Raw genomic sequence first — 26772 nt, forward strand, 5'->3', positions numbered from 1 at the left:
CAAGCAGGAACACCGTCGTGTCCACCAAGCCCGCTACCAGGACAGACTCCGCCTCGCAGCCTGAAGCACCACTCACTCAGGACGAACTGCACCCAAAGCCGTTGCTGCTGCTGTCACACCCTGGCAGCTACCAGCAAGACACCGACGGGGAACTGCGCTACAGCGCGGTTGAGGAGGAGCTCAAGCGGCTGCTCGCCGAGTACGGACCGTCGCACCCGACAACCCCCGCTTACCCGTTCCACCACCTGGCCAGTGACGGAGTGTGGGAGGTCCGAACCAACCAAGGTCCGGGGAGCCCCGGAAGCGGCATTCGGATCCTTCGTTCAAGCGGAGCTGCCGGCAGGCTCGCACCAGGGCTCTGGGTCACGCTGCCCGGTTATCAGTTCCCGCAATTTGGCGCGCGTCTCCGGGTCTGTCGAGTACACGACCGTGCCGATCATTCCACGCGTCAGCAGCACCTTGTAGGTGTTGCGGATCAGGCGGTTGATGTCGGCGTCGCTCGTGGACTTGCGGAAGACGGGGTCCTTGGACGCTGTCCGGTCGGTGATCCAGCGATCGGTGCGCCAGACGAGGTCCGGTCCGAGGATGACGCCGCTCCAGTCGTACTCGAAGCCCTGGGCGGTGTACACGCAGCCGACCTGGCCGAAGCCGGCCGGGTCGGTGGCCCATAGCGCGGCCGGAGGGGCGCCGGCGATCGAGCGGTCGCCGTACACGTTCCATGGCCGGGCCCAGTCCTCGATGTGTACGTCGAGTGGAAGCGGGTCGCCCGGGGCCACCTTCGTCGTCCACTTCCAGCAGTACCCGGCGGACATGCGGGCGCCGTATCCCTCCGCACGCCGCGCGTCGAGGAACGCCTCCAGTTCCTGGGGACTGTCGACCACCTCCAGGACGACCTTGCCATCGGGCTCCCAAGCGAGGGGACCGCCAGCCTCCAGGCCCAGTAGGCGCACCACCCAGTGCAGGTAGGCGTCGCTGCCACCACAGCGGAACTGGCTATCCAGCTCAACCACCCGGCAGTCCAGGCCCTTTACGGCAGCGGCGGCCCGGATCTGGGCCACCGTGCCCATCTCACCAGGTCGGACGACTTGGTGCTCGTCCAGCAGGAACACGGGTACCCGGGCGGCGTCGATCAGCTCCTCGATCTGGGGCTTGCCGGTGCGCTGGGCAGCCCGGGTGTAGCGATTCGCCGACGTCTCCCGGATCCGGTGGGCCTCGTCGCAGATCAGAACGTCCAGCCCGTTGCGCTCGGCGGTCATGAAGCTGTTGAAGTACTTGAACAGCTCCTGTACCTGGCGCTTCCGTGCCCCGGCCATCCGACGCATGGTGGTGGTGAACGAGCTGGATCCAGTCGCGTGGAGAGCCGTGACGCCACGCCGGTACAGATCGCCGAGGAGGGACAGCGCGATGACGCTCTTCCCGGTACCCGGGCCGCCAGTGATGACGACGACCTCCTTGTGGTCGGACTGCTGTGCCTGACGGACCGCGCGCAGCACCATCTCGTAGGCGACTCGCTGCTCGTCCAGCAGGACGAACTGCTCGCGCTCGCGGACCTCTTCGGCGGCGACCGCCATCAGCTGCTTGGACGGGGCCACCTTGCCTGCGAGCAACTGGTCTGCCGCGTCGGCACCGGAGACGGGCTTCAGCTTCGAGCGGAGGTACTGGATGAACTCCCCGCGGCGCTCGGCGGTGAAGAGCCGGCCGCGCTCGTCCTGCTGCACCTCGTAGAGGCCCTGGACGCCGAACTCCGTAGCGTTGTGGAGGAAGGCCACTCCGGAGAGCCGCTCGGGATGGGCGGCGAGTGCGCCGTTGAAGGAGATCAGGTAGTCGCAGTAGCCGCGGACCTGCTCGATCGGGTTCAGCACCGGCCGGGTGTACGCGTCGACCCGGCAGAGCAGCGGCTCGCCATCCTCCGGAAGCGCGCTGCTCCACTGCTTGAGCTCGACCACCACGTACGACGGCTCGCCCGTGCTCGGGTGGACGCCGGCGAGTATGACATCAGCTCGCTTGCTGTTGAGCGGAAGCGAGTACTCAAGGAGTATCTCCACCATGCCAAGCCCGGCGTCCAGGAGGGTGTTGGTCAGGGCCGGAATGCTCCGCTCCCAGGAACGCACCTCGGATGGGCTGGGCTTGCGGCCATGCTTGTGGACGAACTGATCTATGAGGCGCACGAACAGTGATCCGGCCAGGTTCTCGGCGGCGACCGCGGACGCGGAGTCGCGGAACAGCAAGACATGCTCCCAGGCAGCACGAAGTGACTCGTGCGGGTGGGGGCATGTCCCTGGAGGGAAGCCCGGCGGGCCGCGCTGATGACGGTCCCAAACCTACAACGGGGAGTCTGAGCTCGTACCCGAACGCCTCATGAGAGAGCCAGCATCCACCGAAGCAGTCGGTGTCACGAACGGCTGGCGCAGGCGGCTTGCATGGCCAGCCGTGCGAGCGGCGTCGGCCTCAGTAGCGTCGGGAGCTGGAAACGGAGTATCAGCCATCGTGTCAGTCCCGGGCCCGACGCCTGGCTTTGCCGAAGGCGAGGCCAACGACTCTCGCTTGAGCGTCGAACTAGACCGCAACCGTGAGGCAGCCGGGCCGCGTCGCCGCCGACCACGATGGAGAGCCTGGGGGCCGCGGCGCGTCGTTCTATGCGTGAGCGATGCGTGAGCGATGCGTGAGCGGACGGGGCGGCCCGTGCCGGTTCGGGCGGGATCGTGGATCACGGTGCAACGTCCTGACCTGCGGAAACGTCACCAGGTGATCGGTGCTGACAGCAGCCATCATGATCACTCTCGGGCTCGTAATGCGTAGGTCGCGGGTTCGAATCCCGCAGGCGGCTCAGTAACGACTTGGGGACCGGTAGCGGCGGGGTCTTCGTCCGCAGCGTGACGGCGGCCTGCGGTCGCAGAACTATGGTGTCCGTCATGAACAGCTTCACGATGGTCGAGTTTCCGACGTCCTCGGCCGTGCAGTCGGCTCAGTTCCTCCAAGCGGTCTTCGGATGGGCCGCGACACCGTATGGTCCCGAGTACCTGGACGTGGACTGCGGCAGCGGCGTCAGCCTCGGCTTTCAGCAGGACCGTTCCGAGGCCCCGGCCGCGCCGTTGGCTGTGATCCAGGTCGGCGACCTCGATACGACACGGCAGGCCGTGATCGAGGCGGGCGGCACGGTCACGGTCGAGGCGTTCGATTTTCCTGGCGGGCGGCGCTTTCACTTCCGTGAGCCCGGCGGGAACGAACTGGCCGCCTGGGTTCCGGCGAGCGAGGGGTGATGCCCCGCTATGCCCGGGCCAGGCCTGTAGTCGGCGTCAGTGAGCAGATGCCGTTCTGGCAGCGGTCCTGCCTGCAGCGTTGGCATTGGCGTAGAGGAAGCAACGTCGTCGGGGTTGGCAGCGGCTGGCGCGTGACGTGATAGCGGCCGCGCGGGTTGGGCGAGTTGTGACGCTTGCCTGGGCCCGTGCGGCCTGCTCCCATCCTGCCCTGTCCGGGGTCTCGCGCGCACACTTCGGCGAGTTGCTCGAAGAACTCGCTCCGCGGTGGGAGGCTTCGCGAGAGTCGGCGCTGCGTGAGCGGCGCGGTGGTGACCGGCGGCGGGCGGCAGGTGCCGGCCCGAGGCGGCGGCTGGTGTTCGTGGACCGGCTGTTGGTCACCTTGGTGTACTTGCGCCTCGGGCTGCCGCACGCGGCACTCGCCGAGTTGTACGGAGTGGACCGATCCACGGTCTCCGGCGCGATCCGCGAGGTCCGCCCGCTGCTGGCGTCCCGCGGCTTCGCCGTCCCTGACCGCCCGGGGCTGCGGATCCGCACTCTGGAGGACCTGTTCGCCTACGCTGACGCCGAAGGCGTCGAGTTGCGGATCGACGGCACCGAGGTCCAGGTTCGCCGCCCGCGGGCGGGCCGCCCTGGCCGCAGGGCCTTCGTCTCGGGCAAGAAGAAGCAGAACACGATCAAGACGACGACGTTCAGCGACGGCCAGGGCCGAACGCTGTTCAGCGGGGTGATCCGGCCCGGCCGCATGCACGATCAGACCGCCGTACGCTCCGAGGGCGTCGCCGAGCAGTTCCGACAGCACCCTGGCGTGAGGGCGAAGGTCGACGAGGGCTACCGGGGCCTGGCCAACGAATTCCCCGACCAGGTCAGCGCCCCGCCGAAGAAGCCGAAGGACGACGCCCCGCTGGGCGAGCACCACGCCTGGCGCGAACGGAGGCGCCGCCAGTCCTCGGCACGGATCTGCGTGGAACACACCAACGCCGAGTACAAGCAGTGGCGGCCGCTCCAGAGGTTCACCGGACGCCGCGAGACCTACGCCGAGACCCACCTCGCCATCACCGGACTGGTCTCCGACCGCTCCGCCCAGCGCGCGACCCGCCGCAAACCCAGCACCGAACTGGTGCTCGCCCGGCAGACCGCCTGCTGATCACCCTCCAGCCGACCCGCCAGGTGAGCACGGCTCGAACTCAATCGCTCCCAAGGTCGTAAGTGGAAGGCCCGGTCAGATGTTCTGACCGGGCCTTTTGCGTTGGCCGGGGTGGAGTGGTGGGGAGCGGGTCGAGGGGGGCTCGAGGGGGTGTGGGCAGGCTGGGGGGATGGCGAGTGGGGTGTGGTGGAGGCGGGTCGGGCGGTTGTGGTGGCGGTTGGGGGCCGGGCTGGTGGCGCTCGGGCAGGCGCACGTGGCGGGGGCGGGGGCGGTGGCGGCGGCCGAGGCGGAGGCCGTGGGGTTGACGGGGCCAGGACCGGGGCATCCGGAGCGGGTGGCGGGGGACGTCGGGATGTCGGCGGTGGAGCGGAGGCTCTGGAGTCAGCTGGTCGATCTTCCGGGTTACTGGTCGAGGTAGGTGAGGACTGCGCGGTCGCGGCGGTGCCCGCGGTTCCGGCGGCGAGGGCCGTGACGGCGGTGGCGAGCGCGATGGCAGCGGTGGGCTTGCGCATGGTCAATCCTCTACGGGGAGAAGGGAGTCGGGCTGCTGCCCGGCTGTCTCCACGCTCCCAGCTGCCCCCCCGGCCGGGGCCTCTGCCGTACGAACGGACCGGCTCCCCCCCCGTCGGGGGGACCGGCCCTTCGCCGGGGGTCTCGGCGGACGGCGCGCCGCACCGCGTCCAGGGCGGGCGCGGTCGCCCGGCGACGATCCGCGGGTGCGCGAGAAGCGGGGCGGTCCGCCCGGACCGCCCCGCCACCTCTGTCACGCTCCTGCGGACTACTCCTCGTCGCCGCCGAGGTCGCCGCCGAGGTCGCTGCCGTCCGGGGTGCCGCTGATCGCGTACCCCTGGCGGCGCGCCTCGTAGCAGGCCACCGTCGCGGCCGCCGAGACGTTCAGCGAGCCGACCCGGCCCAGTTGCGGCACGAACACCACCTGGTCGCAGAGCGCCAGCGCCTCCGGCGTGATCCCGCGGTCCTCGTGCCCGAGCACGAAGGCCACCGCCGGGGTCAGTTCGGCGGCGAACATCGGCACCGCCTCGTCCGCCAGCTCCAGTCCGACCACCTTGAAGCCGTCGGCCTTCGCCGCCGCCACCGCCTCGGCGACGGTCGGGAAGTGCTCGACCTTCAGGTACTTGTCGGTGCCCATCGCGGCCTTCTGCGCGCCGGACGAGCGCACCGACGGGGTGTCCCCGGTCAGGTACAGCTTCTCGGCGCCCATCGCCGCCCCGGTCCGGACCACCGAGCCGACGTTGAACGGCGACTGCAGGTTCTCCAGGATCATCGCGAGCCGGAACTCGTTGCTGCGCCGCCAGGAGCGGTGCAGACGCTTCAGTTCGGTCCCGCGCAACTGCTTCACGACGTGGTACCCCGTCCACTCTCGGAGCCCTCGCCCGCATCCGGGCGGGGCCGCGCTTCCAGAATCCGGAACCCGTTGACCGACGTGACCCGGGTGGTCGGGTAGCCCTGCTCGTTGAGCCACTTCTGCAGCGAGTCCGAGCCCAGGTGCTTCTGTACCACGAGGAACGCCGAGCCGTCCGGGGTCAGCCGGCCGAGCCAGTGCGTCAGCAGCCCGCGCAGCGCGGCCTTGCCGATCCGGATCGGCGGGTTGGAGTAGATGGTGGCGAAGCGGACGTCCTCCGGGACGTCGTCCGGCAGCGCGGCCTGGACGTTGCCCAGCCCCAGTGCCTCGGCGTTCAGCCGTACCAGTTCGAGTGCCCGCTCGTTGACGTCCACCGCCCACACCGGCAGCCGCTTGCGCCGGGTCGCCCAGGTCAGCGCGATCGGCCCGTAGCCGCAGCCGATGTCCAGGATCGGGCCGCGCACCCGCGGCTGCGGGGCGTGCTCCAGCAGGATCCGGGTGCCGGGGTCGAGCCGGCCGCGGGAGAACACCCCGGTGTCAGTGGTCAGTTCCAGGGTGATGTCCGGGAGGGAGACCGTGATCGGCCGGCGCTCGCTGGCGACCTCGGGTGCACCGGTGAAGTAGTGCGAGCCGGACATGAACTTCCCGTCGTTCGTAAGGGCCGTCGTTCGCCAGGGCCGTCGCTCGTATGGGCCTCGGGGCCACCGGGTGGGTGCGGATGAGCCCTGGGTACGGCACCGATCGTACCCCCGGTGGCCTGCGGCGCGTTCCGCGCGGACCTGCGGGCGCCTGCCGCCGCTACAGCGTGCCCGGGCTCTTGCGGGTGGCCACGTTGATCCGGTTCCAGGCGTTGATGGTGAAGCAGACCGAGATCAGCTGCGCCAGTTCCGCCTCTTCGAAGTGCGTGGCGGCCCGCGCGTAGACCTCGTCCGAGACCCCGCCGCCGATCCGGGTGATCTCCTCGGCGAGCGCCAGTGCGGCCCGCTCGCGCCCGCTGTACACCCCGGCCGGGGCCTCGTGCCAGACCGGGAGCAGGTAGATCCGCTCGTCGGTCTCGCCGGCCTTGCGGGCGTCCTTGGTGTGCATGTCCAGGCAGTACGCGCAGCCGTTCAGCTGCGAGGTGCGCATCTGCACCAGTTCCACCAGTGCCGGGTCCAGGCCGTCGCGGGCGGCGGCGTCCAGGGCGATCATCGCGCGGAACACCTTCGGGACGGTGCGGGCGTAGTCGAGGCGGGTGGGGGCGGCGGTGATGTCGTTCGTCGTCATGGCTACGACCCTAGGCGCGGAATGCACCAGCCTCTTGAGTCATTCCGCTATGCGTTTCGCGGGTCAATTCCCCTCCGGTCGGGGGCGGTGCGGGCAACACGCCGGAGCGGGGCCCAGGACATCGCGTCCGGGCGCCGGGCGGCGGATACTGCCAGTACCGCCACCCGTGGGAGCCTCCGAACAGCGAGGACGGACGCCATGCCGCAGAATCACGAGGACTACCTGATCGACGAGGCCGTCGAGACCGTCGAGCCCGACGACGAAGCACCCACCGGCGACGAGTACGACGAGGTCGCCGAACGCCGGGCCCTCGGCGCCGACCCGGCCACCGACGTCGCGGACGCCGCCGAGCAGAGCCGGGTGGTCCAGCTCGACGAGGACGACTACCGCGAGTAGGAGCCGCTGGCCTACAGGGCCTTGCGGCGCTGCAGCCAGGTCATCGCCGCCCAGCCCGGCAACACCGGCAGGATCAGCGTCAGCAGCCGGAACAGCGCCACCGCCGCCAGCGCCCCGCCCTTCTCCATCGACGCGGTCTGCTGCAGCAGCGCGACCAGCGCCGTGTCCACCGCGCCGGCCCCGCCCGGGGTCGGCGCGACGTTGCCCGCAGCGTTGCCCACCAGGAACACCACCGCCACCGAGGCGAAGGACGGCTCCCGGCCGATCGCCCGCACACAGCAGTACAGGCAGGCGATCAGGCAGATCGACACCAGCAGCTGCCCGGCCACCCCCACCGCCAGCCGCCCCGGATTGCGCAACAGGTCCAGCAGCCGCGGCAGCACCTCGGCGGTCAGCGGCCGCAGTCGCGCCGCCAGCCACCGCCGGGCCGACGGGATCGCCCACACCACCGCCAGCAGCACCGCCGCCACCGCCAGCCCGCCCACCACGGCGGGCAGCGCGTCCAGCTCCGAACCGCCGGGCTGCAGGTCCAGCAGGTAGACGAAGGCCCCCAGCTGCAACAGGTGCAGCACCAGCCCGAGCAACTGCCCCACCCCGACGCTGGACAGCGCCTGCGCGGTCGGGATGTTCGCCTGCTGCAACAGCCGGGTGTTTAGCGCGATCCCGCCGACACCGCCGGGGGACACCAGCTTCACGAACGCCCCGGCCAGCTGCGCCAGCACGACGTTGCGGAAGTTCAGCTTCTCCGGCACGAACCCGACGAACCCCATCGCCGCCGCCACGTGGCTCAACCCCGCCGCCACCAGCGCCAGCGCCAGCCACCACGGATCGGCGTCCGCCAACGCCGCGACCGGGTTGTCCTCCGCCGCGAAGAACTGCGGGATCAGCAGCCACCCGGCCACCACCCCGCCCACGACGGCCAGCAGGGTCCGCGGCCGCAACCGCTCCAACCGCACCGGCCGCCCCACCCCCTCGGGCCGCCCGCGCACCACCTCCGCCCGGATCTCCTCCAGCAGCCCCCCGGGTACGGTCCCGTCGCCGTGGGGGTCCTGGGCGTGCTCGTCGGCGGCGCACGCGGCCGCGGCGGTGTCAGCGGTCGGCGCGGCGCCTGCTGCGCGGACTTCCACGGCCGTCCTGGCCGCGGGCTGCGGATCGGCGCGCCCCTCGGCCTCGGCGCGCCCCTCGGCCTCGGCCGCCACAGCGGCCGGGGTCGTAGTTGCCTCCCCGCCTCGCTCCGCAGCATCGGGCGCGGCAGCCCCCTTCGCCTTCGCGTGCTGCTTGAGGGCCTGGCGGGTGGAGCGGGCGAGGGCGATGGGCTGGAGGAGGGGGAGGGCGGCGGCGATGGTGTCGGGGCCGAGGACGGTGGTGGCGCTGTGGACGGTGCGGGCGGCTCCGGTGCGGAGGGCGAGGGTGGTGAGGAGTTGGGCGATGTCGCAGCGCAGGACGAGTTCGCTGGCCGCGATGTCGCCGTCGGCGAAGTCGACCAGGTGGACGGCGCCGGTGTCGTCGATCAGCAGGGAGGTGGGGACCAGGGCGCGGTGGGCGATCTCGCGGCGCTGGAGGAGGACGAGCTGGCGCCAGGCGTCGGCGAGGAGGTCGTCGGTGACCTCCTCGTCGGGGAGCTGGTCCAGGGTCCGGCCGGCCAGGTGCTCGTACGCGATGAGGGCGGTGTCGTGGCCGAGGCCGGCGGTGGCGGCGATGCGGCGGGTGCGGACGCCGGCAGCCAGGGCCGCGTACGTGACCAGGGACTCGTGCTCCAGCCCGGTGCGCGGGGAGCGCAGGGCCCGCGGGTGCGGGGCGGTGCGCAGCCGCAGGCGGCGCCAGGCGCGCTGGAGGGCGGCGGCGGTGACGGCCTGGCGGTCGAGGAGCTGGATGTCGAGTTCCGGCCATCCCTCGGCCTGCCGGACCCGGTAGTGGTCCGGCCCCGCGGGGAGCGCCTCGACCGGTCGCTGCCCGCTGTCCCGCAGGGCCCGCAGCACCTCGCCGGGCCGGGGCCGCGGGTCCGGGGTGCCGACGGCGTACAGGGTGCCGTGGGCACCGGTCCAGCCGATGAGCAGGCCGAGCAGCAGCGCGGTGGGGGTGGCGTAGCCGCCGGCCAGTCCGGCGAGGCCGGAGAGCGCGAGGACGGCCCAGGGCAGGCGCCGTTCGCGGCTGCCGGAGGCGGTCATGAAGGCGAGGACGGGCGCGAGGTAGCCGTAGACCGGCTCGGTGTGCGCAAGTACGTCGGCGGGCAGCCGCTGGGTGAGCGCGGTGATCAGGGAGGTCGGGGCGAGGTCGTCGGCCCACAGGTCGAGGGCGAGGGTGGCGCCGTACGCGAGGACGGCGGCGAGCAGCCCGTCGGAGACCTGTTGGAGGGCGCGCCGCCGGTCCGGGCCGAGCAGTCGGCGGACGGCGAGTCCGACGGGCACCAGCAGGACCGCGGCGGTGGTGAGTCCGCCCGCGAGGCCGGCCAGCGGCCGCGGCACCAGTGCGGCGGCCTCGGCGACGTCGGCGGCGATGCCTCCGGTGGTGGCGCGGGCGTAGTCGGCGAGCAGCAGGGTGAGGGCGATCCCGAGCAGGCCGACGAGGAGCCGGAACAGCGCGACGGGCTGCCGGATCCGGCCGGTGTCGGTGAGCGGCCGCATCCGGGACCGTCGGTCTCCGGGCTGCCGGTCGTCGGGCTGCCGACGTCCGGGCTCGCGGGCTCCGGGCTGCCTGGGTATGCCCATGCCCGTATTCGACTGCCCGGTGGGCGGGACACCGCCGCCCCCGCCGGTGTCGCCGTTCGTTCTCCCCGTCACGATCGCCACGGGTGGCATGCTCCCATGCCACCCGTGGCCCCGGAGCCGGTATCCCGCACGGCTCGGGGCCGGTCCCCTACGCCTGCCGGACCGGCAGCACCACCCGGTGGCGCAGGATGACGTGCCGGGGACGGCTGACCGTGCAGGCGATCAGGTCGGCGACGTCCTCCGCGCTGAGCGCCGGGATCGCGGCGAACATGCCCCCCGAGTCGTTCCCGCAGCACCGGGTTGTCGATTGTGCCCGCCGAACTCGGTGTCGGTCAGGCCGGGCTCGATCGCGCTGACCCGGACGTCGCGCGGGCCGAGTTCGGTGCGCAGGGCGGCGGACAGCTGGGCGAGCGCGGCCTGTGGCGCCGTACACGGCGTAGTCGGGGAAGACGACGTGCGAGGCGATGGAGGAGACCCGGTCGGTGCGGCGGGCGAGCAGCCCACCCGGGCACCGTCGGAGGCGAGCAGCCGGGCGGTGGCGGCGCTCATGCCGCTGGCGGCTCCGGTGACGACGGCGGTGCCCGGGTGGCGAGGGCGGGGTAGCTCACCGAGGGCTCCTGGGCTCCTGGGGCACGCTGACGTCGGCCACTGCGCGCGCTGTCGACGCCGACCCAGGGTCACGCCCCTCCTGGGACAGCTCAGCCCGGGACAGCCCAGCCCAGCCCAGGACAGCCCGGGACAGCCCAGCCTGGGAAGGGCCGGCCCGGGAACCCTTCCTGGGAAAGGCAGTACCACCCGGACGGCACCGGGAACGGCCCCCGGCCCCGCCGCCGGGGCCCCGGGCGTGTCCTGACGCGGCCCGGTCCGGGCCGTCATAGCCTTCGACCATGAGTGCCTGCGAAGACCTCGCTATGGCCCCCCGGGACATCGAGCCCCTTCCGCCCACCGACGGCTGCGCCGACTGCCTGGCCCAGGGCCGCCGGGACTGGACGCACCTGCGGATCTGCCTGGACTGCGGCCACATCGGCTGCTGCGACTTCTCGCCGCAGCGGCACGCCACCGCGCACTTCCACAACACCTCCCACCCGGTGATCCGCTCCTACGAGCCGGGGGAGGACTGGCGCTGGTGCTTCGTCCACGAGGTCATGGGCTGATCACGGCGAGGCCCTTCGCAGTGGCACCGGCCCGCAACCCGGATAAAATCCGGACATAACGCCCGTGCGGCCCCTCCGGCCGGCAACCGTCCGGCCGCAGCCGCCGAAGGGAGGCCGACGATGACCAAGCGAACCCCGGGCAGCACCGCCAAGCTCCGCCAGGGCGCCCAGGACCTGCTGGAACGCCGGGGCATGGCGAGCACGCCCAGCAGCCTCGGACCGAAGCCGCGCACCGTGAACATGTCCGCCTACGTCGCCGGAAACCTCTCCGGCGACGCCTTCCGCCACGGCGGGCGCGACGCGGCGACCTCGGTGATGCACGCCGCTCCACCGATGCACGCGGAACTCAAGGGGCACCGGCACCGCGGTGCGGAGAAGCACTCCGCCCACTGACCGGCGACGGCGCCCGTCGACCCCGGCGGAGTTCGCTGCCCGACGGTGCCGACGGTGCCCGACAGCGCCACAGGGGCGGATGCTGCAAGCCCGGCGTCCGCCCCTGACGTGCGATCAGGGGCGTTGTCCGGGGCGCCTCCGGGGCGTTCTCCGATGCCGCGAGCAGCCGCTCTCCCGAAGACTCGGTCCCGTCCGAGCCGCCGCCCCCAGGGCGCACCGCCGTTGGCGAGCCCCCGTACGGACGTCCGTATCCGGCGCGGTCCTCGCCACCCGCGACCTCTCCCGTGCCGTGGTGGCCAGCCCCGACCTGACCGGCTATCGAGGGCCAGGAGTCACCCACTCCGTGGAAGGTGGTGACCGCCGGCTTCGGCTCCGGCCGGGTCCACGGCAAGCGGTGACCCGACTGTCAGTGCCGTGCGCTAGGTTCCTGTCGGCACGTCAGGTGCATCGTAATCACAAGGCATCGGAAGACGGCAGGACGACGGGGGCGACCATGACCGAGGTGATCGCGGAGGAGCCGGTCGAGCTCCAGCTGGAGCGGTACCGGACCGAACTCACCGGTTACTGCTACCGCATGCTCGGCTCGGTCTTCGAGGCCGAGGACGCGGTGCAGGAGACCATGATCCGGGCCTGGCGCGGGCACAAGGGCTTCGAGGGGCGGGCCGCGCTGCGCTCCTGGCTGTACCGAATAGCCACCAACGTCTGCCTGGACGCGCTGAACGGCCGGGGCGCCCGGGCTCGTCCGATGGACCTCGCCGGGCCGGTGACGGTGGCCACCGCGAGCGGCACCCAGCTGCCCGAGGTGACCTGGATCGGCCCCGCGCCGGACGGCCGGGTGCTCCCCGAGACGGGAGACCCGGCCGAGGTGGCTGCCCAGCGCGAGTCGGTGAAGCTGGCCTTCGTCGCCGTGCTGCAGCGCCTCGCGCCACGGCAGCGGGCGGTGCTGATCCTGCGCGAGGTGCTCGGCTGGAAGGCCGCCGAGGTGGCCGAACTGCTCGGCGTCACGGTCGCCTCGGTCAACAGCGCGCTGCAGCGGGCCCGCGCGGTGCTCGTCTCGGACGCCTCGGCCGCCCGCCCGGCCCCCGCGCTGGACGAGGACCACCGCGCGCTGCTGGACCGCTACGTCCGCGCCTTCGAGGCGTACGACATGGACGGCCTGGCCGCGCTGCTGCACGAGGACGTCACGCTCAACATGCCGCCGTTCGCGATGTGGCTGCAGGGGCGGGACGAGCTGCGGGCCTGGATGCTGGGCCCGGGGCACGGTTGCCGGGGCTCCCGGCTGCTTCCGGTGACGGCCAACGGCGGTCCGGCCTTCGCCCAGTACCGGCCGAGCCCGGCGGGCGGGCACGAGCCGTGGGCGCTGATCGTCCTGGAGGTGTCAGAGGGCCGGATCACGGGCTTCACCAACTTCCTGGGCACCGATGTGCTCTTCCCGCTCTTCGGCCTCCCGCCCCGGCTCGACGCCGAGTGGGTCCGTGAGCCCGGCGACGTCCAGCGGATCGGCCGTTCCCGGCAGTAGCGCCGAGAGCCCACTGAACGCGAGCAGCTCCCGCAGCGGGCCGCTCGCGTTCAGCAGCACCACGCCCACCCGGTGTCGGGCGGCGGCCAGTCGCAGCCGGGCGAGGGCGTCGACCACGGCCAGGTCGGGGGCGGTCAGCGCGCCCAGGTCACAGGTCAGTACGGCTTCGCGGGGTGTGGTTTTCATGCCGGTTGGACTGCGGCGAGGGCGCCGACTCATCGGTCCGGAACGAATCGGCGCCGGATGCCCGGTGGCAGAGTGGGGGCGACCGAACCCACCCTGCCCCAGGAGGAGCACAGTGACGGCTGAGCCCTTGAAGTCCCGCGAGGAATGGCTGGCCTCGCTGCCCCGGATCTACGCTGCCGCGGGCTGCCTGCTGCGCGACGAGTCCGGCCGGATCCTGATCGTGAAGGCCGGGTACCGCGAGCACTGGCAGTTCCCGGGCGGGACGATCGACCTCGGCGAGGGCCCGGTCGAGTGCGCCAAGCGGGAGTTGGAGGAGGAGACCGGCATCGTCCAGGAGGCCGGTGAGCTGCTGGCCATCTCCTGGACCCACCCCTCGGGCGAACTGGACCACCCCGCCGAGCACTTCATGTTCGACTTCGGCACCGTCCCGGACGACACCCCCGTGACCGTCCCGGCCGGCGAGCTGGACACCTACCGCTGGGCCGCCGTCGAGGAGGCGTTGGACCTGCTCGGCCCGGCCCGCTCGGCCCGACTGCGGGCGGCCCTGGATGCGGCCGCCGACGGCCGGGTGCGGATCGTCACCACCCGCATCTCCGGCTTCTAGGACGAAGCGCCCTTCCCCGGACGGGAGTTCCGTCCGCGGAAGGGCGCCGGATCCTCACTGCTGCTCGGACTCCGCGTTCCGGGCGGCGATGATGGCGGCGATGGCCTCCGAGATGAAGGTCTCCGCCTCGGACTTGTCCACCTTCAGCCCGGCGAGCACGCCCGCGCCGTTCTCCAGCTCCAGCAGCGCGAGCAGGATGTGCTCGGTGCCGACGTAGTTGTGCCCGAGCTTGAGCGCCTCGCGGAAGGTCAGCTCCACCACCTTCTTGCCCTGGGCGTCGTACGGGATCAGCGCGGGCACGTGGTCGACGGTGGTCGGCAGGACGGCGGTGACCGCCGTGCGGACGGCCTCCGGGGTGACGCCCTGGGCGGCGAGCGCCTTGACCCCGATGCCCTCGGGCTCGGCGAGCAGGCCGAGCAGGATGTGCTCGGCGGTGATCTCGGGGTTGCTCGCCCGTCGGGCCTCCTCCTGCGAGGCCACCATGACCTTGCGGGCCCGGGGCGTGAACCGGGCGAAGCCCTGGCTGGGATCGAGGTCGGTCGGGGTACCCGGGTCCTTGGGGACGAAACGCTTCTGGGCGGCCTGCTTGCTGACGCCCATGCTGCGGCCGATGTCGGTCCAGGACGCGCCGGAGCGGCGGGCCTGGTCGACGAAGTGGCCGATCAGGTGGTCGGCGAGTTCGCCGAGGTGGTCGGCGGCGATGACCGCGTCGGAGAGCTGGTCGAGCGCGTCGGTGTGGACCTTCTTGATCGCGGCGATCAGGTCGTCGAGGCGCAACGGAGCGGTGTTGGGAACAACGGGATTCTCCATGCGTCAACCGTAGGTTGTCGATCCTCGCATCGTCAACCATCGGTTGACGCTATTTGCGGATGGTGCGCCCGGGCCGCGGGCCGACTCACGCGGCGGGCAGCAGTCGCTCCCGGACGGCGGCGATCCGGGCGGGCGTGACCCCCGCCGCGAGCAGGTAGCCGGCCGGGTCGAGCCCGTCGAGCGTGGACTCCAGGACGGCCTCGGCGCTGGTCCCGGCTTCGGTCAGCACCGCGTCGATCCGCTGGTACGGGTCCGGCAGGCCGAGCATTCCGTAGAGCGGGCGGACATTGGGGCTGCTCAGCAGGTAGTCCTCGGCGATCGCGGCCCGGTCGACCCCGGCCAGGGCGAGCAGCAGCAGGGTGGCCAGGCCGGTGCGGTCACGGCCCGCGCCGCAGTGCACCACCAGCCCGCCGGGGCGGGCGTCGGCGATCGCGGTGACCAGCGCGGCGGCGGCGTGCGGGCAGTGGTCCAGGTACGGGCGGAGGGCCAGTGGGGTGCCGTCCAGGCGGCCGTAGACGTTCCACCAGGCGGGGCCGGCCAGTTCGTCCAGCGGGACGCGGATCAGCTCGACGCCCTCGGGGAGCGGGAGGAGCGGCTTGTACTCCTCGGCGTTGCGCAGGTCGATCACGGTGCGGACGCCGTGGTCGAGGAGGGCGCCCCAGCCCTCGCGGGTGAGGCGGTCCAGGTTGTCCGCCCGGGCTATCGCCCCGCGGGCGGTCAGCCGGCCGGAGGCGGTGGGCAGTCCGCCCAGGTCGCGGACGTTCAGGCAGCCGTCCCAGGCGAGGGTGCGGTCCTCGGTGGTGGTCAGTGCGTTCGTCCGCATGGTGGGGCTCCCCGGTTCGTCGATTCGGGGGGTCCCGTTACCCCCTCGTTATAAGACTCCCAGGAGATCCCGATGGTTCCTGGCTGTTCGAATCCTCGGAACCGGCAGTTCAGGCGATGGTCGGTGCGCGGTTGATCCGTGGCTCACTCGGCGGTCGGCTGCTCGGCCTCGGTGCTGACCAGCTTCTCGATCGGCTCGACCGCGATCTGGCCGAGCATCGAGCCGCCCGCGATCGCGCCGATCAGGAACACGGTGGACAGCCAGGCCATGGTCGAGACCGGCAGGGTGAAGGCGCCGACCACCCGGGCCACGCACTCGGTCAGCAGCGCGGTGCCCCAGATGCCGGCGAACACCCGCTCGTGGCGGCGGAAGGCCCGCGAGGCGGCCGCCCGGCCCTCGACCAGCCGCTGCCAGGCGGCGGCCCGGTCCCGCTTGCCCTTGGTTATGAAGGGCATCAGCATCGGGGTCATCACCGGGCGGCCGACCAGTGCCGAGACCAGGATCGCCAGCGCCACGGTGCCGCTCAGCCCGCCGTCCTTGGCGATCATCATCCGGGCGTCGCCGGTGACGAAGGTGAGCGCCAGGCCCGCCAGGTTGACCACCAGCATCAGCGAGGCCCACAGGTTGAGCTTGCGCTCGCTCAGCAGACCGAGGACGGTCCGGGCCGCCGGGAAGGCGCTGCTCCAGGCCAGCGCGGCGAACTCGCTCAGACCGCAGGCCGAGTGCAGCACGTAGTAGCCGACCAGCGGAGCGGCCACGTCCAGGGCGAGCGGGCGGAGCCCGGAGACCAGCGGGTTCTGCTCCTTGGCGGGGCCGGTGGCGGTGGCGGTGCTGACGGCCTGGCTGCTCATGGTGGGTTCCTCCCCGGTCGGCGGCCGCGGGCCCCTGCCCGCGTCGTGCCTCCAGTTTTTCCGGCCGCCCCTTCGCCGGAGCAGTGCCGTCCGTTGCCGGATCCGCATGACAGTTGTCATGGTGCGCCCCGTGACACCCCCTCTGACCTGCACATTCTCAGGGAAACCGGTGGGCGCAGGACGGATGCGAGGTGCTCGCGCAGTCCGCTCGCGTGCAGCTCGCGGGCAGTCGTCATCGCGGTTCGTCCCTGCTCGGTGGTGCGTCCTTGACCCGGACCGATTCGCCTACCGACGGCGTCGGCAGGAGCGGCATCCCGGGCGCGGGCGAACGGCAGCCGTCGACGGGATCTCGGTCCCGACCGGACCGGTCCTTCGACGGTCCCGACCGGACCGGTCCTTCGACCGGCGCCGCCCCGTTCGCCGGGATGCCTCATGATGTGGCGGGTGCAGAGTGCAGAACGCCCCGGAGCGGGCACCGGCGGTCCCGTCGGCGGGCCCGGACCCGTACCCCCCGAAGGCCCGCCACCGGGCCGTGCCCCGGCTCCCCCCGATCTGGCCGCGGCGGTACGTGCCGCCCAGGGCGGGGACGAGGAGGCCTTCCGGTTGCTGTTCCGGACCGTCCAACCGGGCCTGCTGCGGTACCTGCGGGTGCTGGTCGGCGGGCGGCCCGAGGACATCCAGGACGCCGAGGACATCGCCTCCGAGGCCTGGCTGCAGATCGCCCGCGACCTGCGCGGCTTCTCCGGCGACGGGGACGGGTTCCGGGGCTGGGCCGCCACCATCGCCCGCAACCGGGCGATGGACCACCTGCGCGCCCGGCGCCGCCGTCCGGTCGCTGACCTGCCCTTCGAGTACCTGGCCGAGCTCGCGGCCGGGGACGACACCGCAGGCGCCGCGCTGTCCGCGGTCGGCACCGGGGATGCGCTGGCGCTGATCTCCCGGCTGCCGCGCGACCAGGCCGAGGCGGTGCTGCTGAGGGTGGTCATGGAACTGGACGCGGAGAGCGCCGCCCAGGTGCTCGGCAAGCGGGCCGGCAGCGTCCGGATGGCCGCCCACCGCGGGTTGAAGAAGCTGGCCAAGCTGCTGGAACAGCACGGTGTGACCGGGATCCCCGCCTCCAGGAGAGCCCCCGAATCGCGCGCCGGGGAGCTCCCGAGGAACCCGGCGAAAAAAAGTTCTCCGCAAGGTGTGACAGAACGCCGGGCCGCGACGCTGAAGGACATGAGATGAGCACCAACCGATCCCGTCGGATCGACCGTGATACCGCTGAGCAACTGCTCGGCGGTGCCGTGGGCGGCCCGTCGGCCGGGCAGGACGCCTCGCTCACCGGACCGGACGGTCCCGGGCACGTCGCCCGGGTGCTGGCCGCGGCCGCCGCCCCGGCGACCGCAGCGGAACTGGCCGGGGAGGAGGCCGCACTGGCCGCGTTCCGGGAGGCGAGTCTCACGCCCGACCCCGTAGTGACCCCCATCCGGAGACGATCGATGGCAACCGCCGCGCTGACCAGGGCCTTCAGTACGAAGGCCGCTGCCGCCGTGCTCGGTGCCACCGCGCTGTGCGGGGTGGCGGTCGCCGCCGGAACCGGGAACCTGCAGTCCGCCCTGGGCGGTGGTGGGCCCGAGCCGGAGCGCACCCCGCCCGCCGCGAGCGGCGTCTTCGGCAGCTCCTCGGACACCGACCGGACCCCCGGTCTCCACCCGGGCGGCGCCTCGCCGTCCACCGGCTCCGTCCGGCCGTCCGGCACCACCGCGCAGTCGGCCGGACCGACCACCGCCCCGACGCCTCCGGCGAACGGGCACGGTGGGCAGGCGGCCACTCCGACGCTGGTCGCCCTGTGCCGCGTCTTCGCCGACCGGACAGCCAAGGGCGACCGCCCCGGCCAGCTGGTCGCCGATCCCCAGTTCGCTCTGCTGGTCGCCGCGGCCGGCAGCGCGGACGTGGTGGTGGACTACTGCGGGGAGGCACTCGGCAAACCGGGAGGCGACTCCCATCCGGGCGCCGGCGCGCAGTCGCACGATCCCAACCAAACCACCGGTATCCCCAGTACCGACCCGAACACCGGCGTCGGCAAGGGGAACGGGGACGCCAACGCCAACGGCGGCTCCGGGAACAAGCCCGGGAAGTCCGGTGTGACGGTTCCGCCCGGACCGGCCGCGCCGACCCCGTCCGCCGCCCGGCCGAGCAAATCCGACAGTTCCACCACCGAGAGGTAACCCCAGAACTCCGGGTGGGCGGCGAGCGACTCCCCCCGGGCTCGTCGCCCACCCGGACCGAACCACCCGCACCACCGCACCACCGCACCACCGCACCACCGCAACACCACCCGAAAGCTCCGGGTGGCCGGTCGGCTCCCCCGTGCCCGCCGTCCACCCGGCCGGCCCCGGCCGGACCGGCAGGCGCTCACCCCGGACGCGCCGCCGACCCGGTCGGCCCGGAACGTGCGGCCCGCCCGCCCGCAGTCAGGGCGGGCCGCACACCCCCCGTGCCCGGACCGAACTGGACCGACCGTGACCGTCACTCTGCACGACCACGAGCCGGCGGTCGGGGAACCGCTGCCCGGTTCCCCGGCCGCCTCCCCTTCCCCGGAGGCCGCCGAGACCACCGCCCTCCCGGCCTTCGTGGACACCGACACCGCCGAATTCGCGGCCGTTGTGGCCGGGCCGCCCATCGAGGACACCGGAGCCACCCCGGCCCCGGTGTTCGTGGACTCCTCCGGCCGCCGCCAGCGCCGGGTCCGTCGACTTGGCCTGCTGCTGGCCGTCCCGGCCGCCGGCTACCTCACGCTGCTGGTCAGCACGGTGCTCGGCGGGCCAACCGTCAGCGCGCCGTTCCTGCCGCTGCCCCAGGCCCCCGTCGCCGTCGCCCCCGCGCCCACCCCCGTCCAGTCGGCGACCGACCCGGCCCCGAGCGACATCGGGACGGAACGGCCCGACTCCGTGCAGCCGGGGTCGGCCCACCCGGCCACGGCCACCCACAGCCCCACCGGCTCGTCGGCATCCGGCAAACCCGTCGCGCCACCCGCGCCCGTGGGTCTCCCGACGTCCCCCACGGCGGCGCACCCCACGACCGCCCCGCCGCCCCCCGCAGGCACCGGCACCGGAGGCGCCACCGCGTCCCCCAGCGCCGCCCCGACCCCCGGCCACGGCCGCCCGACCGACTCGCCCGGCAACCGCCCGACCAAGCTCTGACGCCCTGCGGGCGCGCAGGGCGAAGCCCGCGCGCCCGCAACAAGAACCACCCCCAGCACCCTCCCGCACCCCCCACCAACTCGCCCGAGCGAGAGGGACGCGCTGCGGGAGGGACGCCCCGCACCCACCCTCCCGAGAGTCGACCTCCACACACGCACCCCCCGACCCCAACCCCGGAAAGCACCCACCCCGTGAGCAACGCCCGCCGCCGAAAAGCCGCCCCACCCGCCCGCGCTCAGCGCCGGGGCCGCCGCGGCGTCGTCCGCCAGCCCAAGGGCCCGCTCCGCACCCACTGGCTGCTGCTGACCGCCCTGCTGCTCACCCTGGCCGCCACCCTGCTGTTCCAGGGCTACACCCAGCACCTCTACGACGACCGTCCGGACGGGGCCGCTGCTGCCGCCGCCGCCGATACCGTCCCGGAGGGAATCCGCACCGGCGGCCCGGTCATCGACACCGCCGCCGGGACGGCGCCCCGCACCGCCGCACCCAAGCCCGGCACCATCGCGCTCACCTTCGACGACGGCCCCGACCCGCGTTGGACCCCGCAGGTCCTCGACATCCTGAAGCGGGCCAACGTCCACGCCACCTTCTTCGTGGTCGGCACCCAGGCCGCCGCCCACCCCGAACTGGTCCGGCGGATGGTCGCCGAGGGCCACCAGGTCGGCATCCACACCTTCACCCACACCGACCTGGGTGCCGCGCCCTCCTGGCGCCGCTCGCTGGAGCTGCGCGAGGCCCAGCTGACCCTGGCCGGGGCCGCCGACGTCACCAGCTCGCTGCTGCGCCCGCCGTACTCCTCGACCGCCGAGGCCCTGGACGACCCGGGCTGGTCCGCCGTCCAGCAGGCCGGCCGCGAGGGCTACCTGACCGTGCTGACCACCCAGGACAGCGAGGACTGGCGCCGTCCGGGAGTGCCCGCGATCGTCAAGGCGGCGACCGCAGGAGCCGGCAACCAGGGCCAGATCCTCCTGATGCACGACGCCGGCGGCGACCGCTCGCAGACCGTCGCGGCGCTCGACGACGTGCTGAAGGGGCTCAAGGCCCGAAGCTTCCGTTTCACCACCGTGAGCGAGGCCGTCGGCCTGCCCGACCCGGTCCACCCGGCCGGGGCCGGCGACCACTGGCAGGGCCTGGCCCTGATCTGGCTGCTGAACGGCGGCAACTGGGTGCTCACCGCCCTCGGCTGGCTGCTCTGGGCGTCGGGCGCGATCAGCGTGCTGCGCGCGGTCATCGTCCTGTACACCGCCCGTCGGCACAAGCGGCTGCGTCGCCGCGGCTGGGGTCCGCCGGTCACCGAGCCGGTCAGCGTGATCGTCCCGGCGTACAACGAGATCGCCGGGATCGAGCCGGCCGTCCGCTCGCTGCTGGCCTCCGACCACCCGGTCGAGGTGATCGTGGTCGACGACGGCTCCACCGACGGCACCGCCGACCTGGTGGAGTCGCTGAACCTGCCGTACGTCCGGGTGATCCGGCAGGAGAACGCCGGCAAGCCGGCCGCGCTCAACACCGGAATCGCCGCTGCCCGCGCCGAGCTGCTGGTGATGGTCGACGGGGACACCGTCTTCGAGCCGGACGCCGTCCGGATGCTGGTGCAGCCCTTCGCCGATCCCGCCGTCGGCGCCGTCTCCGGCAACGCCAAGGTGGTCAACCGCGGTGGTCTGCTGGGTCGTTGGCAGCACATCGAGTACGTGGTCGGCTTCAACCTGGACCGCCGGCTGTTCGACCTCGCCGAGTGCATGCCCACCGTGCCCGGCGCGGTCGGCGCCTTCCGCCGCTCCGCGCTGCTGGCCGCCGGGGGCGTGGGTGAGGAGACCCTGGCCGAGGACACCGACCTCACCATGGCCCTGTGCCGGGACGGCTGGCGGGTCGTGTACGAGGAGCGGGCCAAGGCCTGGACGGAGGCCCCCGCCTCGCTGAGCGCCCTGTGGCGGCAGCGCTACCGCTGGTGCTACGGCACCCTGCAGGCGATGTGGAAGCACCGCGGCGCCCTCACCCAGCGCGGGCAGGCGGGCAAGCTGGGCCGCCGCGGCCTGCTCTACCTGCTGATGTTCCAGGTGCTGCTGCCGTTGCTCGCCCCGGTCGTGGACGTCTTCGCGCTCTACGGGCTGGCCTTCCTCGACCCGGTGCGGATCATTGGCCTGTGGGCGGCGTTCCTGCTGGTCCAGATGCTGATGGGGGCGTACGCGTTCCGGCTGGACAAGGAGAAGCTCGGACCGCTCTGGAGTCTGCCGCTCCAGCAGTTCGTCTACCGGCAGCTGATGTACCTGGTGGTGATCCAGTCCGTGTTCACCGCGCTGGCGGGCTCCCGGCTGCGTTGGCAGCGGATGCAGCGCTACGGCAGCCTCCAGACCCCGCCCACCGCCGTGCCGACCGCTTTGCCCGCCCAGGGAACTGCTCCGGACCCCGTTGGCGTCGGCGGCTATCGTGCACAGGTGCACGAGGCGGCCCGGAACCCCGGGCACGGCACGTGAGGGGAGTTCCAGGTGATCGGACGGGCGCTCAACGGGCGTTACGAACTCGTCGAGATACTCGGCGTCGGCGGCATGGCCACCGTCTGGCGCGGAGTGGACCGCGTGCTGGGCCGCCAGGTGGCCGTGAAGATCCTCAACGGGGGCCTCGCCGACGACCCGCGCTTCGCCGAACGGTTCAGCCGTGAGGCGCAGCACGCGGCCATGCTGGTGCACCCGAGGATCGTCATGGTCTTCGACTCGGGTGTGGACCAGGGCACCCCGTTCATCGTCATGGAGCTGGTCCAGGGCCGCTCGCTGTCCGCGGTCCTGGCCCAGCAGCCGCAGCTGCCGGTGGAGCGGGCGGTCGGCATCGCGGCGGCGGTTTGCGAGGCGCTGGCGGTCGCGCACGCGGCCGAGCTGGTGCACCGCGACATCAAGCCCGGGAACATCATGATCACCGACGACGGCGGCGTGAAGGTCGTCGACTTCGGCATCGCCCGGGCCGGCTCCTCCAGCAACCTGACCCAGACCGCGAGCGTGCTCGGCACCGCCGCCTACCTCTCGCCCGAGCAGGCCACCGCCTCCGCCCTGGACGGTCGCACCGACCTGTACGCGGTCGGCTGTGTGCTCACCGAGATGCTCACCGGCGAGACCCCGTTCACCGCCGAGACCCCGGTGGCGATCGCCTTCAAGCACGTCAGCGAGCAGCCCCTGCCGCCGTCCGTACGGCGCCCGGGCCTGCCGCCCGCGCTGGACGCGGCCGTGCTGCGGCTGCTCGCCAAGAATCCGGCCGACCGCCCGGCCGATGCCACCGCGGCGCGTGTCGAACTGCTGGCCACCGTCCCGGGGTTGGCCGTCGGCGATCCGACGGCGGAGCTGCTCGCGACCGCCGCTCCCACCCAGATGCTGCCGCCGGTCGCCCCGGCGCACCCGAACCAGCAGCACACCACCCTGCTCCCGCCCCAGTCGCACCGGCCCCCGGCCGCCGCCACCTCGGTGATGGCGCCGATCCCGGACGCGCCGCCCGCCGCCCCTCCCGCGCCCGCCCGGAACCGCCGCAACAAGCCCCTGGTCCTCGGGGCCCTCGGCATAGCCGGCCTGGCCGGGATCACCGCCCTGGCCCTCACCGCCTTCGACGAGCCGGCCGGCCACGCCGCCGCCAAGCCTGCCGCCAAGCCCGCGGCCACCGCCCCGGCCACCGCCCCGGCGGGGGCGTCCGCGCCCACCCCGACCACCGGCTCCGCCGCCCCCACCACCCCGGCCGGGCTCCCGGCCCCCACCCAGGCCGTCCCGCGCAACCAGCCCGCGGCGCTCCAGCTGCAGTCCTTCCGCCAGGCCGTCGCCCAGGCCCCGATCACCAAGGAGCGCGACAAGCAGACGGAGCTGCTGCAGATCCTCGACGACACCGCCGCCCGCCTCAACGAGGCCAACCCCGACGAGGCCGCCCAGACGCTCAAGGGCGCCCAGAAGACGATCAAGGACCTGGGCAAGAAGCGCGCCATCGACGCCCCCACCTACGCCAACTGGAACGCCCGCCTCGGCGCCCTGTTCGCCACCCTCCACGCGACGGCCGACAACCAGGACGACTGACGCCCGCGCGCGGCCTCGCCGACACCGAGGGCAACCGCTTCTGCGTCATCGACGCCACCCGCAGCTGAGGGCGGAGTTGTCCACAGCCTGTGGACAACTCTCCTCGGGGAGTGGACAGCCGGCCCGCCTGACTTCCCACTCTCTTTCGCCTGTCGGCCTGAGCCCGCTGGAACACCGGCTCGATGCTGATACCCACCACCGCCGACCTGATCGAGCGCATCGAGGTCGTCCGCATCACCGATCCGCTCGGCTGGCACGCATGGACGGACAGCGTTCCCGGCGAGACCATCGGGTTCTGGGGGGCGCGCAGGAGGTGCTCGCCCTCGTCGCGGCCCTCCCGGCGGGCACCAGGATGCGCTGCTTCACGCCCGGCTTCGCACTGCGGGCCCACACGGGCCGACACCCGGTCTTACCTGGGCAGGTCCGTTCGAGATCGCGTTCTGTTTCAGGTGTCAGGGCGCCTGGCTTTACGGGCCGGCGGTCACAAGGGACGGGCCGGACGGTGGAGGACGTGCTCCACGTCGGGGCTGATCGTCTGCTCGGCGGGCAGCGGGACGAGGATGTCCAGGGTGCCGCCGATGACCTCCTGCGGCATGAACCGCGCCATGTGGGCGTGGGCCTCCTCGCGGGAGAGTTCCAGGAAGGCCACCTCCTCGCCCAGGGCCTCGGAGATCGCCTCGTCCAGTGGCTCGACTCCCTGCGGTGACCTGGCCGGGGTCCTGGGCCGGACCGGTCGGACAAGGGCCCCGGAACGGCGTTGAGCCCCCGGCGGGGGTCCACCGGGGGCTCAACGGGAGCTTGTGTGACTCAGGCGGTCGTCTCGGGGCGCTTCGCCTCGGTGGCCTTGGTCACGTTGGTCGGCGTGACGGCCGGACGGTCGGCGGCCGTGCTCTGGGCGGTGCCTGCCTCCGCCGAGGGGTCCTCCTCGCGCATCGCCTTGGTCTCCGCCTTCAGGATGCGCATCGACTTGCCGAGGCCGCGGGCCATCTCCGGCAGCTTCTTCGACCCGAACAGCAGGATGACGACCGCCAGCACCACGAAGATGTGCCAGGGCTCAAGACCGTTCCGCAGCATCCCTGGCCACCGGTCCCTTCTTGTCTAGAGTCACGGGGGGCGCTAGCGCCCATGCTCGCCAGTATGCCTGGACCTGACGGCGAACGGATACACCGGCCGGGAAACGCTGGCCAAAAACCAGGTGCTGCTCAAGCGGACCGTGAGTGCGGCGGGGGCGTTCCCGGGTGGCCGGTGTCCTGCCTCACATCCGTACGGGCGCCGGTGCGATCAGTAGACGAACGGCACCAGGCGCTTCGACGCCCCACGGTACTCTGCGTACGCCCGTCCGAAGACAGAGAGCAGCAGCCGCTCCTCGGCGGCGATCCGCCATCCGTACGCGCCGAGCAGCAGCGCGGTGACCACCAGGGCCGCCGCCCAGCCCGCCGCACCGAACGCGTAGCCGCCCCAGACCAGCAGGCTGCCCGCGTAACCGGGGTGGCGGATCAGCCGGTACGGGCCGTTGCGGACGACGTGCTGGGTGTCCACGGTGCGCAGGGTGCGGGTGTAGTACCGGCCCAGGGTCCGCATGCCCCAGGCCCGCAGCGCCAGCCCGGCGGCGACCAGGGCGACCCCGAACCAGCGGGCCCAGCTGGGCAGTTCGCCGATCGAGGCGCGACTGAACAGCGCCGCGACCAGGGCGGACGCGAGGTAGCAGCCGATCAGCAGCCGGGTCGAGCCGCGGTCGCGGTCGTCCGCGTGCCAGCTGCCGGTGGCGTCGTCCTCGCGGCGGCGCAGCAGCAGCTCGTAGCCGACCCAGCAGACGAGGCCGAGCAGGGAGAGGAGGGACGGCAGGGACATGGCGGCTCCTGACGGTCGTGGTTGCCCCTCCACGGTCCTCCGGCGGGCCCGCCGCGACACGCACCCGGGGGTGGACGCCGGAGCGTCCACCCCCGGGTGGACGGTCTCCGGCCGGTTACTCCGGGCGCCGGGCCAGCAGGTAGCCGCGCCGGGTGGGCGCCTCCTCGGGCAGGCCCTCCCGCTCCAGTCGCGCCTCGACGGCGAACCCGGCCTCGGTGAGGCGGGCGGTGACCGCTTCGGTCCGCAGGAAGTGGAAGTCCACGTCGACCTGATGGCCCCACCACTGCGCCATCCGCCGCACCTCGTCGCCCAGGTGGAAGGAGACCAGCAGCACCCCGCCGGGCCGCAGCACCCGCCGCATCTCGACGAAGGCGGGAAGCAACTCCTCCGGCTCCAGGTGGATCACCGAGTACAGCGCCACGGCGGCCGCGAACTCCCCGTCGGTGGCCGGCAGCGCCAGCAGGTCGCCGGTGCGGAACTCGGCCTTCGGCTGCTCCCGCCGGGCCAGCTCGACCATCTTCGGCGAGAGGTCGACCCCCACCACCGCGGCCCCCTGGCCGACCAGCCATCCCGTCACGTGCCCAGGCCCGCACCCCAGGTCGGCGACCGTCCCGCCGGCCGCCTCCTCCACGATCACCCCGAGCAGCGCCCGGTCCACCACCTTGTACGCCAACTCACCCCCGATCCGCCCCAGGTACTCCTCCGCCACCACGTCGTAACTACCGCGCACCCGCCCGTGACCAGTCACCATGCCCCCACCCTGACACGCCCACCCGCCCCCGCACCGGGCCTTTGCGAACCCCGCCCGACCGTCCGCCCCCGCGCCCGGCCCACCCGCTGCCGCTCCGCCCCCACCCGTCTCCCGCGGACGGCGGAGAGCCCCCGCCCGGGGTGGGCGGGGGCTCTCGATGACTCGCGTGGATCGGGGCCGACGGGTGGGTCAGGCGGCGGCGGCCTCGGGCTCGGGGGCCGGGGTGGCTGCCGGGAGGTGGCGCAGGAGGCGGTAGGCCAGGAGGGCCGCGCCGAGGGCGAAGAGGAGGCCGACGGCGGCGGCGACGTGGAGGCCGTCAGTGAAGGCGGTGCGGGCGGTCTCCAGCAGGTCCGCGCCGAGCTGTCCGGGCAGGTGGGCCGCGACGGAGACCGGCCGCCGTCGCCACCGGTCTCGGCCTTGGCGGAGAAGGTCCGGCCGACCGAAGTCTGGCCCTTGACCTTCTGAGCG

The 26772-nt window shown here is 73.0% G+C and carries 26 protein-coding genes and 2 pseudogenes; 14 read left to right on the forward strand and 14 right to left on the reverse strand.

The window, feature by feature from the left end:
- Positions 1–95 precede the first annotated feature (95 nt).
- Positions 96–371, forward strand: a pseudogene (locus tag ACWC9T_RS33235) (phosphorothioated DNA-binding restriction endonuclease); the annotation flags it as partial.
- Here ACWC9T_RS33235 and ACWC9T_RS33240 read toward each other — a convergent pair.
- Positions 324–2228, reverse strand: coding sequence for a DNA/RNA helicase domain-containing protein (locus tag ACWC9T_RS33240; RefSeq protein WP_449824777.1), 1905 nt, complete (start codon positions 2226–2228; stop codon positions 324–326). The pseudogene ACWC9T_RS33235 and the gene ACWC9T_RS33240 sit on opposite strands and share 48 nt — an antisense overlap.
- A gap of 684 nt (positions 2229–2912) precedes the next feature.
- Between ACWC9T_RS33240 and ACWC9T_RS33245 the strand changes: the two genes are divergently transcribed.
- The 3 genes from ACWC9T_RS33245 to ACWC9T_RS33255 all read left to right on the forward strand — a co-directional run bounded on the left by ACWC9T_RS33245 (position 2913) and on the right by ACWC9T_RS33255 (position 4822).
- Positions 2913–3260 carry a VOC family protein gene (locus tag ACWC9T_RS33245; protein ID WP_045695196.1) on the forward strand — a complete coding sequence of 116 codons (348 nt, stop codon included), beginning with the start codon at positions 2913–2915 and terminating at the stop codon, positions 3258–3260.
- 166 nt (positions 3261–3426) lie between these two features.
- Positions 3427–4404, forward strand: a complete 978-nt coding sequence (locus ACWC9T_RS33250) for a transposase family protein (RefSeq protein WP_449824778.1) — start codon at positions 3427–3429, stop codon at positions 4402–4404.
- 169 nt (positions 4405–4573) lie between these two features.
- The gene (locus ACWC9T_RS33255) at positions 4574–4822 is read left to right on the forward strand and encodes a DUF6059 family protein (protein ID WP_449824779.1); all 249 of its coding nucleotides are present in this window, start codon (positions 4574–4576) and stop codon (positions 4820–4822) included.
- Positions 4823–5182: 360 nt separating this feature from the next.
- Here ACWC9T_RS33255 and ACWC9T_RS33260 read toward each other — a convergent pair whose 3' ends face one another.
- The 3 genes from ACWC9T_RS33260 to ACWC9T_RS33270 form a co-directional block, all read right to left on the reverse strand.
- The gene (locus tag ACWC9T_RS33260; protein WP_380608578.1) at positions 5183–5761 is read right to left on the reverse strand and encodes a TrmH family RNA methyltransferase; all 579 of its coding nucleotides are present in this window, start codon (positions 5759–5761) and stop codon (positions 5183–5185) included.
- Complete coding sequence (locus tag ACWC9T_RS33265) at positions 5758–6402, reverse strand: class I SAM-dependent methyltransferase (RefSeq protein ID WP_355672203.1); 645 nt, start codon at positions 6400–6402, stop codon at positions 5758–5760. Before ACWC9T_RS33265 ends, ACWC9T_RS33260 begins: the two co-directional genes overlap by 4 nt.
- 160 nt (positions 6403–6562) lie before the next feature.
- Positions 6563–7030, reverse strand: coding sequence for a carboxymuconolactone decarboxylase family protein (locus tag ACWC9T_RS33270; protein ID WP_449824780.1), 468 nt, complete (start codon positions 7028–7030; stop codon positions 6563–6565).
- A 198-nt stretch (positions 7031–7228) separates the two neighbouring features.
- Here ACWC9T_RS33270 and ACWC9T_RS33275 point away from each other — a divergent pair, with 198 nt between their 5' ends.
- Complete coding sequence (locus tag ACWC9T_RS33275) at positions 7229–7426, forward strand: hypothetical protein (RefSeq protein ID WP_355672201.1); 198 nt, start codon at positions 7229–7231, stop codon at positions 7424–7426.
- Positions 7427–7437: 11 nt separating this feature from the next.
- On the opposite strand, the gene ACWC9T_RS33280 is transcribed toward ACWC9T_RS33275, so the two are convergent.
- Together ACWC9T_RS33280 and ACWC9T_RS33285 are read right to left on the reverse strand one after the other, a co-directional pair.
- A complete protein-coding gene (locus ACWC9T_RS33280) occupies positions 7438–10134 on the reverse strand; it encodes a lysylphosphatidylglycerol synthase domain-containing protein (protein WP_449824781.1) in 2697 nt (898 codons plus the stop codon).
- Positions 10135–10282: 148 nt separating this feature from the next.
- Entirely contained in the window at positions 10283–10405 is a 123-nt protein-coding gene (locus tag ACWC9T_RS33285; protein WP_449824782.1) for a hypothetical protein, read from the reverse strand.
- 616 nt (positions 10406–11021) lie between these two features.
- On the opposite strand from ACWC9T_RS33285, the gene ACWC9T_RS33290 reads away from it, so the two are divergent.
- The 4 genes from ACWC9T_RS33290 to ACWC9T_RS33305 all read left to right on the forward strand — a co-directional run bounded on the left by ACWC9T_RS33290 (position 11022) and on the right by ACWC9T_RS33305 (position 13990).
- The gene (locus ACWC9T_RS33290; RefSeq protein ID WP_449824783.1) at positions 11022–11288 is read left to right on the forward strand and encodes a UBP-type zinc finger domain-containing protein; all 267 of its coding nucleotides are present in this window, start codon (positions 11022–11024) and stop codon (positions 11286–11288) included.
- Between the two features lie 120 nt (positions 11289–11408).
- On the forward strand, positions 11409–11681 hold the full coding sequence (locus ACWC9T_RS33295) for a hypothetical protein (RefSeq protein WP_449824784.1): 273 nt from the start codon (positions 11409–11411) through the stop codon (positions 11679–11681).
- Between the two features lie 493 nt (positions 11682–12174).
- Positions 12175–13200, forward strand: a complete 1026-nt coding sequence (locus ACWC9T_RS33300) for a sigma-70 family RNA polymerase sigma factor (protein ID WP_449824785.1) — start codon at positions 12175–12177, stop codon at positions 13198–13200.
- A gap of 298 nt (positions 13201–13498) precedes the next feature.
- Complete coding sequence (locus ACWC9T_RS33305) at positions 13499–13990, forward strand: NUDIX domain-containing protein (RefSeq protein WP_449824786.1); 492 nt, start codon at positions 13499–13501, stop codon at positions 13988–13990.
- Between the two features lie 54 nt (positions 13991–14044).
- Here the strand turns inward: ACWC9T_RS33305 and ACWC9T_RS33310 are convergent, their stop codons facing one another.
- From ACWC9T_RS33310 to ACWC9T_RS33320, 3 genes are all read right to left on the reverse strand, one after another.
- Positions 14045–14800, reverse strand: a complete 756-nt coding sequence (locus ACWC9T_RS33310; RefSeq protein WP_449824787.1) for a Clp protease N-terminal domain-containing protein — start codon at positions 14798–14800, stop codon at positions 14045–14047.
- Positions 14801–14885: 85 nt separating this feature from the next.
- On the reverse strand, positions 14886–15623 hold the full coding sequence (locus ACWC9T_RS33315) for a tyrosine-protein phosphatase (RefSeq protein ID WP_449824788.1): 738 nt from the start codon (positions 15621–15623) through the stop codon (positions 14886–14888).
- A 143-nt stretch (positions 15624–15766) separates the two neighbouring features.
- Complete coding sequence (locus ACWC9T_RS33320; RefSeq protein ID WP_449824789.1) at positions 15767–16474, reverse strand: VC0807 family protein; 708 nt, start codon at positions 16472–16474, stop codon at positions 15767–15769.
- A 603-nt stretch (positions 16475–17077) separates the two neighbouring features.
- Between ACWC9T_RS33320 and ACWC9T_RS33325 the strand changes: the two genes are divergently transcribed.
- The 5 genes from ACWC9T_RS33325 to ACWC9T_RS33345 all read left to right on the forward strand — a co-directional run bounded on the left by ACWC9T_RS33325 (position 17078) and on the right by ACWC9T_RS33345 (position 23702).
- The gene (locus ACWC9T_RS33325; RefSeq protein ID WP_449824790.1) at positions 17078–17704 is read left to right on the forward strand and encodes an RNA polymerase sigma factor; all 627 of its coding nucleotides are present in this window, start codon (positions 17078–17080) and stop codon (positions 17702–17704) included.
- Positions 17701–18687, forward strand: coding sequence for a hypothetical protein (locus tag ACWC9T_RS33330; RefSeq protein ID WP_449824791.1), 987 nt, complete (start codon positions 17701–17703; stop codon positions 18685–18687). The genes ACWC9T_RS33325 and ACWC9T_RS33330 overlap by 4 nt, the downstream gene beginning before the upstream one ends.
- Positions 18688–18981: 294 nt before the next feature.
- Entirely contained in the window at positions 18982–19662 is a 681-nt protein-coding gene (locus ACWC9T_RS33335) for a hypothetical protein (RefSeq protein ID WP_449824792.1), read from the forward strand.
- Positions 19663–19853: 191 nt separating this feature from the next.
- Positions 19854–22133, forward strand: a complete 2280-nt coding sequence (locus ACWC9T_RS33340) for a bifunctional polysaccharide deacetylase/glycosyltransferase family 2 protein (RefSeq protein ID WP_449824793.1) — start codon at positions 19854–19856, stop codon at positions 22131–22133.
- A gap of 12 nt (positions 22134–22145) precedes the next feature.
- Positions 22146–23702 carry a protein kinase domain-containing protein gene (locus ACWC9T_RS33345; protein ID WP_449824794.1) on the forward strand — a complete coding sequence of 519 codons (1557 nt, stop codon included), beginning with the start codon at positions 22146–22148 and terminating at the stop codon, positions 23700–23702.
- Positions 23703–24183: 481 nt separating this feature from the next.
- On the opposite strand, the gene ACWC9T_RS33350 is transcribed toward ACWC9T_RS33345, so the two are convergent.
- The 5 genes and pseudogenes from ACWC9T_RS33350 to ACWC9T_RS33370 all read right to left on the reverse strand — a co-directional run.
- Positions 24184–24351 (reverse strand): hypothetical protein, encoded by a 168-nt coding sequence (locus tag ACWC9T_RS33350; RefSeq protein ID WP_449824795.1) that lies wholly within the window; start codon positions 24349–24351, stop codon positions 24184–24186.
- A 158-nt stretch (positions 24352–24509) separates the two neighbouring features.
- The gene (tatA, locus tag ACWC9T_RS33355; RefSeq protein ID WP_449824796.1) at positions 24510–24776 is read right to left on the reverse strand and encodes a Sec-independent protein translocase subunit TatA; all 267 of its coding nucleotides are present in this window, start codon (positions 24774–24776) and stop codon (positions 24510–24512) included.
- Positions 24777–24983: 207 nt separating this feature from the next.
- The gene (locus tag ACWC9T_RS33360; RefSeq protein ID WP_449824797.1) at positions 24984–25553 is read right to left on the reverse strand and encodes a methyltransferase family protein; all 570 of its coding nucleotides are present in this window, start codon (positions 25551–25553) and stop codon (positions 24984–24986) included.
- 115 nt (positions 25554–25668) lie between these two features.
- On the reverse strand, positions 25669–26304 hold the full coding sequence (locus tag ACWC9T_RS33365) for a class I SAM-dependent DNA methyltransferase (protein ID WP_449824798.1): 636 nt from the start codon (positions 26302–26304) through the stop codon (positions 25669–25671).
- 189 nt (positions 26305–26493) lie between these two features.
- Positions 26494–26772 (reverse strand): annotated as a pseudogene (locus tag ACWC9T_RS33370) (hypothetical protein); the annotation flags it as partial.

The sequence above is a fragment of the Kitasatospora sp. NPDC001159 genome (assembly GCF_053598235.1).